The sequence below is a fragment of the Microbulbifer harenosus genome, assembly GCF_005771435.1.
GTDB classification, from domain to species: domain Bacteria; phylum Pseudomonadota; class Gammaproteobacteria; order Pseudomonadales; family Cellvibrionaceae; genus Microbulbifer; species Microbulbifer harenosus.
The window spans coordinates 266,957-279,931 of sequence record NZ_VANI01000005.1 but is presented as its reverse complement, the minus strand read 5'-3'; the positions used below and the strand labels follow the sequence as shown (position 1 = coordinate 279,931).

The window sequence follows — 12,975 nt, the reverse complement described above, 5'->3', positions numbered from 1 at the left end:
CCTTTTATTGATTTATGGTGAATCGGCTTTGTTATTTTTGCAGGGTCAGTTGGCTCCATCCATATACGCGAGTGTTTCGCGGATCGGGAACAGGATGTCTTTGGCCAGCTGGCGGCTGCGCGCGGGCGACCAGCCTTCCACTGGGTCGGGTAGGTCGGCGTTGTCCTTGAAAGGCATTTCCAGGGTGAGCGCGAGGGTGCGGAACTGGTGGCCACACCAGTTGGTGCCCACGGTCATGTTGGCTTCGCCGGGCTTGTGCAGTTCATAGCCGTGTGTGGTCTGGAAATCCGGGCTGGCCTTCATGTATGCCTGCCTGAATACGTTTTCCAGTGCCGCATGCTTGTCGTCGTAGCCGGGAATGCCTTCACAGGCGGCGACGAAGTTGTAGGGCAGGGCCTCGTCACCGTGGATGTCGAGGAACATGTCGCCACCAGTGGCCAGCATGCGCTCGCGCACCAGGTAGACCTCGGGGCTGCGCTCCATGCTCGGGTTTTGCCACTCGCGGTTCAGGTTGGCGCCCGCCGCGTTGGTGCGCAGGTGACCGCGCACGCTGCCGTCCGGGTTCATGTTCGGTACCACGTAGAATACGGTGGTTTCCAGCAGGCGTCGGGCGGCGGGGTTGGCGTCGTCCAGCAGCGCTTCAAGGAAGCCCTCCACAAACCATTCCGCCATGGTTTCCCCTGGGTGCTGGCGGGCAATCATCCACACCTTGCGGCGTGCTTTTTCCGGGTTGCCGATAGTGAGCAGGGTCATGTCACGCCCGTCCAGGGTCAGGCCGAGCGTTTCAGCCCGCACCCGCTCGTCAGACTGGGCCCATGCAATCAGGTCCAGATGACGCTCCCAGGAGAAGGGGGCGAAGTAGGCGAGATAAATGCTCGGCTGTTCCAGTTCAACGGTAAAGTCCAGTACCGATCCATCGTACTGCGCGTCGATGCGGAACCAGTTGTGGCGATCATAGGAAGCACAGACCCGGTAATCTTCCCAGCCGGCAGGGTAGGCCGCGTTACCCGCATTAGTGATGCGCAGAGGGTATTTCTTGCCCACGTCGCCCTCCAGGCGGAAGTGGAACCACTGATAGAAATCCGACTGGTTGTCGATCCGGATGGCCAGCTCGATGGGGTCGCTGTCTTTATTGATGACTTTGATGTTGCCGCTGTCAAAGGCGCTGCTGATGTGCATGCGTGAGCTCCGCAGTAATTTTGGCGATGTAGGGGTATGACCGGGACAGACTCGGGTATCCGGCATTCTGTCGCGAGTTTCTGTTGAGCAGGATACAGATTCGCGACAAAAATTCAGGATAGCTCAAGGCAGCTTGGAGTAATTTCCTTTCTGCGGGGTGCTTTGTAGAGAATTATTTTGAGCCGTGCACAATAAAAAAGCGCGGTGCTCTTGCGAACACCGCGCTTCTGCCATTCCCTGGCGGCACCTGCTGAGACTACTGCTCCCTGAAATTTCTGGCGTCAGACCAATGACGACTTCTCACTGCCCTGGTCACTGCACGGTGTGAACCACAAACACACCTTCAGAAACGTTGTACTGCTCCCTGACATCCCTCAGCAGGTGCTGTCTAAAGTTTAGGCAGGCATTTGCGGGCCTGTTTCCAGTGAGCGGAAACTTGGCGGAAGATTGGTTAACTATTAGACAGTTAATTCAGGTTTGCATTGCCGCGCCAGCAACGCAAGTTGGTGACCTTTTCCTGTGTGCAAACTCCCGCATTTTGGCGATCACCGTACTGTGGGTGCGGATTGCTCGAAGCAGAGACGGTGACCTATTTGTGCGAAGAAGCAGAGAGGGTCTCATCGCGCTCGCGAACTGGTGCACATTGATCGAAAAGGCGCCACTTTCGGCCCCTCCGCCAAATCGGGTATTCTTGCCGCCCAATGCAAGCGACTTCGGGATTCCATAGAGGAAACAAATTCATGAACCGATCTGTCAAGCGCGGCGCCGCCGCTACCTGTCTTCTGACCCTGGTGCTGAACCTCACTGCCTGCGGCTACTTCCTCTACCCGGAGCGCAAAGGGCAAGCCGGAGGCCGTGTAGACCCAGTGGTTGTCATTCTTGATGGCGCCGGCCTCCTGTTCGGCATCCTTCCGGGAATCGTGGCGTTTGCGGTGGATATCACCAATGGCACCATTTATCTGCCGGCGGGTGGTTCCTCTGCCATCGACCGCCACCTGACGGCGAATGAACCGGAGGCAAAGGAAGTGATTGATCAGAACGGCCAGGCCTGGATCGAATTGCCGCTGGACGCGGTGAACGGTAATGCGACCACTGACGCGCAGAACCTGGACCAGGTGCGTGCGGCGCTGACCCAGTATACCGGTGCTCAGGTCGCGGCAACGGACATTGTATGGCTGCAGGACCTGGTGGCGCTGGAACAGGCACGCGCCGGCCTGCAGGCCACGGCTGCACGCTGAAGCAGCCGCCTCTGCGGCGCACCGGCACTGCGGTGACATTTAACGGAAATTCTTCCGAACCCTTCGGGCAGGCGGCATCCATACTGCGCCGCTTTGCCCAAGATCTCACTTCCCCCGATGGTTGCCTGCCGTTTGTGCGCGAGCCGGATATCGTGCACATGGGGCTCAACCGGCTCTCTTCTACGCAGTGGATTCCCCGCTGCGAACAGCTGTCACACTACCTGCACAACAAACTCCGTGTCCGTCGCGAGTGGGGCGAGCGGGTATATGCGCAGTTGCCGGCGTCGCTGCCCGCGCAACGTGAGCTGGTGGCGTCTCTGGCCGGGCATTTGCGCCGGGATCATAGGGAATACTTCTGTGCAGCGGGCGATGTGCTGCGCTGGTCCCGCGCCAACAACGCGCTGAGCTGGCCCGGCGCGGCGGCGGCAATATCGGGTGGGGAGCCACTGTGGCACGCGAGCCAGTGGGTGGCGGATGACCTGTGTATCCTGCTGCCCGGCCGGCACGGCTACGAGCTTGCGGCCGCGTCTTTGTGTGCTCCCAGTTACTGGCGGCTGGAGGAAAAAATCGGCCGGCCGCTGGATCAGATCCACCGCCCGGTTCCGGGCTTTCAGCAGAAGCTGTCTCCGCAGCTAGCGCGCTTCTTCGATCACCTGCTGCCGGAGTATCCGGTGTGGCGGGGAAACTGGTCGGTGGTGAATTCTCCGGATTTGTTGCAGCGCGGCGGCAACACCGCCGAGTGCACGGAACCTGGCGCGCTGTTTCTGCGTGTTGAGCGCCAGTCTCTGCGGCGGCTGCCGGAGACCGGAGCGGTGGTATTTACCATTCGCGTGATGATCAATCCTTTGGCGGACCTGCTGGCAGTGGCTGGCGCTGTCGCGGCGCTTCGAGTCGCGGTGCAGGGGATGTCCCCGCAAGAGTCCCGCTACAAATCCCTTGCGCCGCTGCGACCGGCGCTGGACGCATTTTTCCTGTCTTGCGAGCACGTCTGAAATGTCGCTCACAACGCCGGCGTCAGCGCTTACGGTCGCTGAGCGCCCCCATAATGCCGCGCATCAATTCCCGGCCGATTTGGCGCCCGAAACTCGTCGCCATCTTGTCGAATGACTTTTCCAGTGCACCGGGCTTACGCTTGGCGGTGGGTCTGTGCGCCGGTTCTGCGGGTGCCGGCGCCTGCGCGCGGCGTTGCTGCAGTTGTTCGTAGGCAGAGTCCCGGTCCAGCTTTTGGCTGTATTTGCCTTTCAGTGGGTCGTTTTTCAACAGCGCGTGGCGCTCGCTGTCGTCCAGCGGGGCGAGGCGGCTCGCGGGTGGATGGATCAGTAGGCGGGAAACCGGCTGCGGCACACCATTTTCATCCAGGCAGGACACCAGCGCCTCGCCCACACCGAGTTCGCCGATGGCCGTGGCCGTGTCGATGCCGGGGTTCGCCCGGAAGCTGTTGGCGGCAGCCCTGACCGCCCGCTGCTCGCTGGGCGTATAGGCGCGCAGCGCATGCTGCACCCGGTTGCCGAGCTGGGCGAGTATGTCTTCGGGTATATCCAGTGGATTTTGGGTGACGAAAAAAATTCCCACACCGCGCGAGCGGATCAGTTTCACGATCTGCTCTACCTCTTTGCAGAGGTTCTTGGGCAGATCGTCGAACAACAGGTGAGCCTCGTCGAAAAACAACACTAACCGCAATTCGCGGTCGCCCACTTCCTGCAGGTTTTCATACAGCTCGGCGAGCAGCCACAACAGCAGGATGCCGTAGACGGCCGGCTGCATGTCGCTGGCGTCCAGCAGGTGAATATTGTTGCCGGCAATGAGGTCGGTCAGGTCCAGTGCGGGCTCGCCGAACAGGGTGTCGGCGCCCTGGGATTCCAGCGCGAGATACTTGCGTTTGATGGCGCCGAGACTGGCGGGGGAAATGGTGCCGAACTCCGCAAGCAGCGTTTTGCGGTTCTGGTCCGCATGGTCGATCAGCGCCAGCAGGTCCTTCCAGTCCAGGAGGAGCAGGCCTTGCTGATCGGCGATGCGAAACAGCAGTTGCATCAGCCCCTGTTGATTGTCATTCAGTTGCAGCATGCGCCCGATCAATTCCGGCCCCAGTTCGCTGGGTGTGGCGCGCATGGGGAGGCCACCCCTGCCCCAGAGGGTGAGGGGAAAAGCGCGAAAATAACTCTCGTCCAGGCCGAACTGCGGCAGGCGCGCACGCACCTTGTCGCTGCCGCCGCCGGCGGCAGCGAGACCGCTCAGGTCGCCTTTCAGGTCGGTTACCAGGGTTGCTATCCCGCGCGCGCTTAGCTGCTCGACCAGGTAGCGCAGGGTCACGGTTTTACCGGTGCCGGTGGCGCCGCAGATCAGACCGTGGCGATTCAGCATGGTCGGCAGCAGGTAGCCGGCTGCCGCCGGCCCGCCCGTGGGAGGAATGCCCTCGTTGAGGGCATCCTTGCCGAGAAGGATCGGCGGTGAAGTATCGGGCTGGAGCGGCATGGCATATCCCGGTGGCGGCACAGAAGTCGTGTAATAGCTCCCTCTAACTCTAGTCTCGCCAGCGTCGCGCGGTTACGCGGATTTTGTTGCCTTGAACGCCTTGGGGGAAAGGCCGGTCCAGCGCCGGAAGGCTTTGCCGAAGGCGCTCTCGTCGCAGTAGCCGAGAGCGGCGGCGATATCCACGTTGGTCTTTTCGCCCTCGCGCAGCCACTGGCACGCGTAGTGGCTGCGCACCTCGTCCTGGATTGCGCGGAAGCTGGCGTTTTCCTCCAGTAGTTTGCGGCCCAGGTGGCGCGGGCTGATACACAGGCGCGCGGCGACCTGCTCGCGGGAGAGTTGTGGTTCCTGCTGCAGCAGGTGGGCCACCCTCAGTTGCAGGCTTTTACTGGTGAGGGCTTTCAGCAGGGCGTCGGCTTCCGGCTTCAGGCGCGCCATCACCTGGCGGTCTGCCGCCACCAGTGGGATCTCCAGATCCTGGGGGCGGAAACGGATGCCGGAGGATTCGGCGTTGAACTGTACCGGTGCCTGCAGCAGCTGCTGGTACTGCTGCTGTACCGCCAGCGATGGGGTAGGGTAGGCAAACAGCACGCTCTGGGGCTGGAACTCGCGTCCGGTCATGACGCGGGCCTGAGCCAAGCAGATGGATAGCACCGTTTCCACCCGCAGGCGCGCACAGCGCAGGTAGTTGGGGCGGTAGCAGAGCTCTACGTAAAAGCTGCCGCGGCGCATCTCGAACTGACCGCCCTCGCCGAGCAGGGGATGGTAGATGAGCAGTTGCTCCAGGGCGGCGCCGAGATTCTTCTGGGTCATCAGCAGATAGCCCACCAGCCCCATCTGGGCGCCCTGCATGGCCTGGCCGAGGCGAATACCCAGCAGTGGATCCGGGTGCGCATCCTGCACCGCCAGCCAGATCTCCTCCTGCACGTTCATGGGGACCCGTTCATTTTCGTTAATGGCGGTCAGAAGTGCCTGGGCCCGTGCGGGCAGTTTTAGCTGAAGTCGCTCCAAAGCGCTTATAACTGCTCGCGTATAGCTTAATGTAACGCTTCTACTGTCGATGGTGTTCAAATCAACTGTCCGAAATTAACCAGATGCTGCCCGATTATGACGACGGCCTGTTGGAATGTCACGTTATATTGAATGCCGACGTTAGATGACAAGAAAGTCAGCGGGGGAGGTCGCCTTCACCCTGGCGCGCCATAGCGGGAAAAAATAATGAAACCATTAGATGGTAAGACTTACGCGGTGATCGGCGCCGGTCCCATGGGGTTGTGTAGTGTACGCAATCTGGTCAAACACGGTATCCCCTGTGTGGGATTCGAGATACACAGTGATGTGGGCGGCCTGTGGGATATCGACAGCCCCACCAGCACCATGTATGAGTCCGCGCACCTGATCTCGTCCAAACGCATGACCGAGTTCGCCGAGTTTCCCATGGGTGAGGATGTTGCGCTATTCCCCAGTCACCGCGAAATGCGCGATTACTTCCGCGCCTACGCCAACGCGTTTGATCTCTACCGCCACTACGAATTCGAGACCGAGGTGGTGCAGTGCACGCGCGTCGGCGATGACTGGCACATCACCACCCGCTGCCGGGGCGAGGAGCAGACGCGCGTATTCGGCGGCCTGCTGATCGCCAACGGTACGCTGCACCACCCGAATATACCCGAGCTGCCCGGCGCATTCTCCGGCGAACTGCTGCACTCCTCCGACTACCGCGACCCGGCCATTTTCGACGGCAAACGCGTGCTGCTGGTGGGTTGTGGCAACAGCGGCGCGGATATCGCGGTGGACGCCGCGCACCGTGCCAGTAGCGTGGATATCAGCCTGCGCCGCGGCTACTACTTCCTGCCCAAATTTATCGGCGGCAAGGCCACCGATGCCGTCGGTGGCAAGCTCAAGCTGCCGCGGTTTATCCAGCAGCGCATCAGCGCCGCGCTGTCGAAGTTCATGCTGGGGTCGCCCGAGCAGTACGGCCTGCCGAAGCCGGATTACAAAATGTTTGAATCGCACCCGGTGATCAACTCCCTGATCCTGCACCATATCGGCCACGGCGATATCAAGGCGCGCAAGGATATTGCGGCGGTGGCGGGGCACAAAGTGACCTTCGCCGATGGCAGCAGCGGCGAATACGATCTGATCCTGATGGCTACGGGTTACAAGCTGCATTATCCATTTATCGAGTCTGCCCATCTCAACTGGGAGGGTTTTGCCCCGCGTATGTACCTGAACGTCTTTCACCCGGAGTACGACAACCTGTTCCTGATGGGCATGGTGGAAGCCGCCGGCCTCGGCTGGGAGGGGCGCAATCGCCAGGCGGAGATGGTGGCCCTGTACATCCGTCAGCTGGCCCATGGTGCCGCTTCGGCGCAGAAGCTCAAAAAGGTGAAGCGGATGCAGGCGAGGCAGCGGGCCGATGGCGGCATGCAATACCTGAAACTCGAGCGTATGGCTTATTACGTGCACAAGGACACTTATCTAAAAGCACTGGCCGGTCACACCCGGGACTTGCTGAGTGACTGTCAGGTTGCGGATACTGCATGTTTTTCAATCAATCCGGCCGCGGCGACCCGCTGAGGTCGCCAGGACGATGAATAACGTGAATTCCGTCATAACCGCCGCCGTATCCTCTTCCATTGACAGCTTTCAGATGTCGCCGGGAGCGTTGCTCGCCCTGAACGCGGTACTGGCGTTCATGATGTTCGGCGTGTCTCTGGGGCTCAGAACCGCGGATTTCCGTCGGGTGTTGAGCCGCCCGGTGGCGCCGGTTACCGGCCTTGTTGCCCAGTTTCTGTTGTTGCCGGCCATTACCTGCTTTGGCACCTGGGCATTGGATATCAGCCCGGGCCTGGCACTGGGGATGATCCTGGTGGCCTGCTGCCCCGGCGGTACTTTCTCCAATGTGATGACCTGGATCGGGCGCGCGAATGTGGCCACCTCCGTCAGCATGACCGCCATTTCCAGCCTCGCCGCGGTGGTACTCACGCCGCTCAATTTTGCCCTCTACGGCAGCCTCAATCCCCACACCCGCGAAGCCCTGCAGGCGATTCATCTACCGGCGGAGAACATGGTGTTGATGGTGGTGCTGGTACTGGCGCTGCCGATGGCGCTGGGCATGGTAGTGGGAGCGCACTTTCCGGGTTTTGCCTGGCGCAGCGAGCGCCATTTCCGCACGGCGTCGTTGGGGGTATTCCTGCTGTTCGTGATCATCTCCTTCAGCAAACACTGGCAGACCGCCCTCGAGATTGCGGGCTCGGTACTGGTGCTGGTGATCGCGCACAACGCTGTTGCCTTCCTGATCGGTGACCTGGCGAGCCGCGGCGCACGCCTGCCGCAGGGTGACCGCCGCGCGGTGACCATGGAGGTGGGTATCCAGAACTCCGGGCTGGCGCTCGCCATTCTGTTTACCTTCTATCCGGGCTCCGGAGAAATGTTGGTGGTAGCGGGCTTTTGGGGCGTCTGGCATCTGGTATCGGGGTTGTCCCTTGCCGGATTCTGGAACTACAGCAATCGGCGTTTGGCCGATGTGCAGGAGCGGGTGGCGGATTCGGTGTGAATCCCATTTCGCTGCCAATGCCAGCGGGCGGCCGGACTAAATAACTACAAGAGCAGAGCATGAGTGAAAAACGGGTATTGATTACGGGAGCGGCGGGCTATGTGGGCCGCCTGTTGGGCGAGGCGCTGGCCGCGCGCATGGAAGTGGTGGGGGTGGATATCGCCCGGTGCGAGGCCGCATTTCCCATCTTCCTGATGGATATCTGCGATGCCGCCCTCGCCGAACTGATGCGCGCCGAGCGTATTACCCACGTGATACACCTGGCGTCCGTGGTATCCCCCGGGCGCGACCGCGAACGGGAATACCGCATCGATGTCGACGGCACCCGCAATGTGTTGGATGCCTGTATCACTGCCGGGGTAACCCATATTACCCTCACCAGCAGCGGTGCCGCCTACGGCTACCACGCAGACAACCCCATGTGGCTGACGGAAGACGATCCACTGCGCGGCAACCCGGAATTTGCCTATTCGGATCACAAGCGACTCGTGGAAGAAATGCTCGCGGACTATCGCCGGCGTCACCCGCAGTTGAAGCAACTGATCTTCCGGCCGTGTTCGATTATCGGTGCCACCACCAGCAGTAAGATTAGTGCACTGTTTGCCGGCAAAGGCATTCTCGACCCGGGGGCGCACAACTCGCCGTTTGTGTTCATCTGGGATCAGGATGTGATCGGTGCCATCGAACACGGCGTGCTGGAAGATGCCAGTGGTATCTACAATCTCGCCGGTGACGGCGCACTGACGCCGCACGAAATCGCCCGCCTGCTGGGCAAACCCTTGCGCCGCCCGCCGGTGTGGCTGCTGAAGGCGCTGCTCGCCATTAGTTACAAGCTGCGCCTTGGCAATGTGCAGCCGGCGCAGGTGATGTTTCTGCAATACCGCCCGGTGCTGCTGAACACGCGACTCAAATGCGAACTGGGTTACCGGCCGCGCAAGACCTCGGCAGAGGCATTCGCGCTTTTTGCGAAAGAGGCCCTCGGTATTGATGTAGACCCGCACACCGCGCGGGCCATCCACGCCGATCCGGCGGCGGCAACGGAGGGGCAGGTCGCATGAATGCATCCCTGATTGCTGCGCAAAGCCGGGAAAAGATCTTCGTGGTTACCGGTGCCGCCGGTGGCCTCGGTTGGGCTCTGGTTCAGGCGCTGGAAAAGTCCTACGCCGGCAAGGGCCCGCTGCGCTTCGCGTTGATCGACGTGGAAGCCGATGCTGTGGCCGCACGCGCGCGCGAACTGGAGGCGCGGGGTATTGGTGCCGACGTATTCGTTGCCGACCTCTCCTCGGAAGCCGTCGTAGCGGAACTGTGCGCGCGTCTGCGCAACCTCTATGGGGTTGTAGACCTGCTGGTGAACAACGCCGGTATTACCCACCGCAGCCTCTCCACCCAGACCAGCAATGCGGTCATCCGCCGGGTGATGGCCGTGGACTATCACGCACCGGTGGAACTGGCCCAGGGACTGATCGGCGAGCTGCGCGCCGCGTCCGGCTGTGTCGTCAACATAAGTTCCATGGCCGGCTGGATGCCGGTGCTCGGGCGCGCGGGCTACTGCGCGGCCAAAAGTGCACTGCACCAGTACTTCGAAACCTTCCGCGAAGAGGTGCGCGACGAAGGCGTCCGCGTGCTCATGGTCTATCCGAGCTTTGTTGCCACCAATATAGATAGCAATGCGCTTGCCGGTGACGGCGGTCGCGCCAGGCATGCCCAGAGCACCATAGGTCAGGTGCGCAGCGCCGACTGGATGGCAGGAGAGATCGCGCGAGCATTGGCCGCCGGAAAAGAACGGCTGTTCCCCCGCGACAAGTCGCTGTTCGGGGCCTATCTGTATAAACTTGCGCCCAAGCTATTCCTGCGGCAGATGGTGAAAAACTTCCGCGTGGAGCTGGAACAGGGCCGCAAGCTCGCGCGGCAGTCTTAAGTCGGTTTATCGTTTTTGCCAGTGCGGTCGAATTTGCCGGCCGCAGCACCTAAAATGCGACGGCAATAACAGCCATAAGCACAGGCCCATGACGCTGATCGACAGCCACTGCCATTTCGACTTCGAGGCCTTCGCCGCAGACCGCCACGAAGTGTGGCAGCGTTGCGTCGCGCTCGGCATGCAGGCCATGATCATCCCCGGTATCAGCATTCCCCAGTGGCGCTCGCTGTTTGCATTGGTAAACGCCCAGACGGGCTGGTACGGGGCCGTGGGGGTGCACCCCTGGTGGGTGGCGGAACTGGCGATTGAGCCGGCGCAGTTGCAGCGCGCGATTGAGGAGCGCGTCGCCCGCGAACGCGCCGGCAACAACCGCTGTGTCGCCGTTGGTGAGTGCGGGCTGGATGCCAACATCGACGCACCCATGGACGCGCAGTTGGCTGCTTTCGAAGCGCAGCTGCGCGCAGCCCGGTCCCTGGATTTGCCTGTGATCGTGCACTGCGTACGGGCGCACAACGAGGTCATCCGCCTGCTTAAATCCGTTCGCCCGCCACAAGGGGGTGTAATTCACGCGTTCAGCGGCAGTCGCGAAACTGCCGACGAATACTGGAAGCTGGGGTTTTACCTCGGTGCCGGCGGCACCATCACGTATCCGCGCGCCGCCAAGACCCGCGCCACTTTCACGTCGGTTCCTCTGGAGTCGCTCTTGCTGGAATCCGATGCTCCCGATATGCCCCACGCCGGCCGCCAGGGCGAGCGCAACAGTCCGGAATATCTGCCGGCAGTGGCGGAAATCCTCGCCGGGTTGCGCGGTATTTCCGTGGACGAGATTGCTGCCCAGGCCACAAAAAATGCCCGCGCGCTGTTCAATCTGTAAATACCCGGCTGGGAATACCCCATGGTGACAATCTGGTTATGAGCTTTTCCGTCGAGTCGTTCAAAAAACAGTTTCCGCTGTTCGCTCAGCCCGAGAACCGTGCGCTGGTGTATCTGGACAATGCCGCCACCACGCAAAAGCCAGCATGCGTGATCGACGCCATCGCCGATTTTTATCGCCACAGCAATGCGAATACCCATCGCTCCAGCCACCGTCTTGCCCGCCGCGCCACGGAAATGGTGGAGCAGGTGCGCGCGCGTGCGGCCGTATTTCTCGGCGCAACGACCCCCAAAGAAATAGTGTTTACCCGCGGCGCCACCGAGGGATTGAACCTGCTGGCGTACTGCCTGTGCTCGCAGCTGCAGCCTGGCGATCAGGTTCTCCTTACCACCGCCGAGCACCACGCCAATCTGGTGCCTTGGCAGATGATGGCCGAGCGCTTCCGGCTGGAAATTTGCTACGTGCCGGACCAGCGCGGCGTACCGCAGTTTGATCGCCTGGCGGAAGTCCTCACACCGCGAACAAAAATTGTGTCGCTGACCGCCGGCTCCAATGCGCTGGGTTTTCGCACGGAACTGGATGCCGTGCGGGCGGTGTTAGCAGGAAAAAATATTCACTGGATTGTGGATGGATCCCAGTTGGCGGCGCACGAACCTGTTGATGTTCAAACCATCGGTTGCGACTTCTTTGTGTGTTCTGCGCACAAGTTCTACGGTCCTACCGGCGTAGGCCTTCTTTACGGCCGTGAATCCCTGTTGCGGGCGATGCCGCCGTGGCAGGGCGGTGGCGAAATGATTGCGGATGTGGATCTATTCTCCAGCCATTACGCGGACCTGCCACACAAGTTTGAAGCGGGGACCTCATCCCTCGCCGCGATCGCCGGACTTGGCGCCTGTCTGGAATTTCTCGACGCCCAGGATCGCGCGGGCATGGCGAGGCACGAACAGCAGTTGCTACATTTTTTGCACGACCGCCTGAGCCAGATTCCGGAGCTGAACCTGTTGAGTGCGGCGGATAACAATCTCGGCATTGTCGCTTTCACCCACCCGCGTTCGGCGGCGATCGACCTGATGCAGTGGCTCGATGGGCGCGATATCGCGGTGCGTGTCGGCCACCACTGTGCCCAGCCCCTGGTGCGTGCCAGTGGCCACAGCGCCACCTTGCGCGCTTCCGTTGCCGCCTACAACACACGCAGTGATGTGGAGAAACTTGTCGCCGCGGTGGAAGAGTTTTTCCTACACCTGGGTGATGAAAGCGTCGCACAAACCGAGCCGCAGATTAGTGGCGAAACTGCAACTTGGATGCCGGATGATCTCGGCGCGCTCGACATTGAAGCGTTGCGCGCCCAGCGCAACTGGCAGGACCGCTACCGCACTCTGATGGGTTGGTCCAAGACCATTTCCCGCAAGGATGCCATACGTTTGGAGAAAAACCTGGTGCGCGGCTGTGAGTCCAGCGCCTGGCTGGTACACCGCCGTGAAAACGGGTTGCACCGCTTTGCCCTCGACAGCGACAGCCGTATCGTAAAAGGGTTGGGTGCGCTGCTGCTGACGCAACTGGATGGGCAGGCAGCCGGCGGTGTGACGCGTGCGGAGCTGGAGTCCCTGTTTGTGGAGCTGGGCCTGGCGCAGCAGCTGAGTGAGTCGCGGGCCAACGGCTTTCACGCGTTGCTCGAGCGCGCCTTTGAGTTGATGGGGAAGGCCTCACAAAGCGAAAACCGGTAGCGGCACGGCCACTG

Annotated in this window: 11 protein-coding genes; 8 read left to right on the top strand and 3 right to left on the bottom strand. The window is 61.3% G+C overall.

Annotation, left to right across the window (positions count from 1 at the left end):
• Positions 1-45 precede the first annotated feature (45 nt).
• Complete coding sequence (locus FDY93_RS05740; RefSeq protein ID WP_138234780.1) at positions 46-1,179, bottom strand: M14 family metallopeptidase; 1,134 nt, start codon at positions 1,177-1,179, stop codon at positions 46-48.
• A gap of 740 nt (positions 1,180-1,919) precedes the next feature.
• On the opposite strand from FDY93_RS05740, the gene FDY93_RS05735 reads away from it, so the two are divergent.
• On the top strand, positions 1,920-2,417 hold the full coding sequence (locus tag FDY93_RS05735; RefSeq protein ID WP_138234779.1) for a hypothetical protein: 498 nt from the start codon (positions 1,920-1,922) through the stop codon (positions 2,415-2,417).
• 32 nt (positions 2,418-2,449) lie between these two features.
• Complete coding sequence (locus tag FDY93_RS05730) at positions 2,450-3,409, top strand: heme-dependent oxidative N-demethylase family protein (protein ID WP_171018901.1); 960 nt, start codon at positions 2,450-2,452, stop codon at positions 3,407-3,409.
• A gap of 22 nt (positions 3,410-3,431) precedes the next feature.
• Here FDY93_RS05730 and FDY93_RS05725 read toward each other — a convergent pair whose 3' ends face one another.
• Positions 3,432-4,889 carry a helicase HerA-like domain-containing protein gene (locus FDY93_RS05725; protein ID WP_138234777.1) on the bottom strand — a complete coding sequence of 486 codons (1,458 nt, stop codon included), beginning with the start codon at positions 4,887-4,889 and terminating at the stop codon, positions 3,432-3,434.
• Between the two features lie 72 nt (positions 4,890-4,961).
• Positions 4,962-5,897, bottom strand: a complete 936-nt coding sequence (locus tag FDY93_RS05720) for a helix-turn-helix domain-containing protein (RefSeq protein ID WP_246068474.1) — start codon at positions 5,895-5,897, stop codon at positions 4,962-4,964.
• A gap of 207 nt (positions 5,898-6,104) precedes the next feature.
• Here FDY93_RS05720 and FDY93_RS05715 point away from each other — a divergent pair, with 207 nt between their 5' ends.
• The 6 genes from FDY93_RS05715 to FDY93_RS05690 all read left to right on the top strand — a co-directional run bounded on the left by FDY93_RS05715 (position 6,105) and on the right by FDY93_RS05690 (position 12,961).
• A complete protein-coding gene (locus FDY93_RS05715; RefSeq protein ID WP_138234775.1) occupies positions 6,105-7,466 on the top strand; it encodes a flavin-containing monooxygenase in 1,362 nt (453 codons plus the stop codon).
• A gap of 22 nt (positions 7,467-7,488) precedes the next feature.
• Positions 7,489-8,445, top strand: a complete 957-nt coding sequence (locus FDY93_RS05710; protein WP_246068473.1) for a bile acid:sodium symporter family protein — start codon at positions 7,489-7,491, stop codon at positions 8,443-8,445.
• Between the two features lie 59 nt (positions 8,446-8,504).
• Entirely contained in the window at positions 8,505-9,503 is a 999-nt protein-coding gene (locus tag FDY93_RS05705; RefSeq protein WP_138234774.1) for an SDR family oxidoreductase, read from the top strand.
• On the top strand, positions 9,500-10,363 hold the full coding sequence (locus tag FDY93_RS05700; protein ID WP_138234773.1) for an SDR family NAD(P)-dependent oxidoreductase: 864 nt from the start codon (positions 9,500-9,502) through the stop codon (positions 10,361-10,363). Before FDY93_RS05705 ends, FDY93_RS05700 begins: the two co-directional genes overlap by 4 nt.
• 88 nt (positions 10,364-10,451) lie before the next feature.
• On the top strand, positions 10,452-11,237 hold the full coding sequence (locus FDY93_RS05695) for a TatD family hydrolase (protein ID WP_138234772.1): 786 nt from the start codon (positions 10,452-10,454) through the stop codon (positions 11,235-11,237).
• Between the two features lie 38 nt (positions 11,238-11,275).
• Positions 11,276-12,961 (top strand): aminotransferase class V-fold PLP-dependent enzyme, encoded by a 1,686-nt coding sequence (locus tag FDY93_RS05690; RefSeq protein ID WP_138234771.1) that lies wholly within the window; start codon positions 11,276-11,278, stop codon positions 12,959-12,961.
• Positions 12,962-12,975: the final 14 nt, after the last annotated feature.

Bases quoted from the DNA above. Each gene is read 5' to 3' on its own strand.
- FDY93_RS05740 (WP_138234780.1), bottom strand. From the start codon at position 1,179: ATGCACATCAGCAGCGCCTTTGACAGCGGCAACATCAAAGTCATCAAT.
- FDY93_RS05735 (WP_138234779.1), top strand. From the start codon at position 1,920: ATGAACCGATCTGTCAAGCGCGGCGCCGCCGCTACCTGTCTTCTGACC.
- FDY93_RS05725 (WP_138234777.1), bottom strand. From the start codon at position 4,889: ATGCCGCTCCAGCCCGATACTTCACCGCCGATCCTTCTCGGCAAGGAT.
- FDY93_RS05715 (WP_138234775.1), top strand. From the start codon at position 6,105: ATGAAACCATTAGATGGTAAGACTTACGCGGTGATCGGCGCCGGTCCC.
- FDY93_RS05705 (WP_138234774.1), top strand. From the start codon at position 8,505: ATGAGTGAAAAACGGGTATTGATTACGGGAGCGGCGGGCTATGTGGGC.
- FDY93_RS05700 (WP_138234773.1), top strand. From the start codon at position 9,500: ATGAATGCATCCCTGATTGCTGCGCAAAGCCGGGAAAAGATCTTCGTG.
- FDY93_RS05695 (WP_138234772.1), top strand. From the start codon at position 10,452: ATGACGCTGATCGACAGCCACTGCCATTTCGACTTCGAGGCCTTCGCC.
- FDY93_RS05690 (WP_138234771.1), top strand. From the start codon at position 11,276: ATGAGCTTTTCCGTCGAGTCGTTCAAAAAACAGTTTCCGCTGTTCGCT.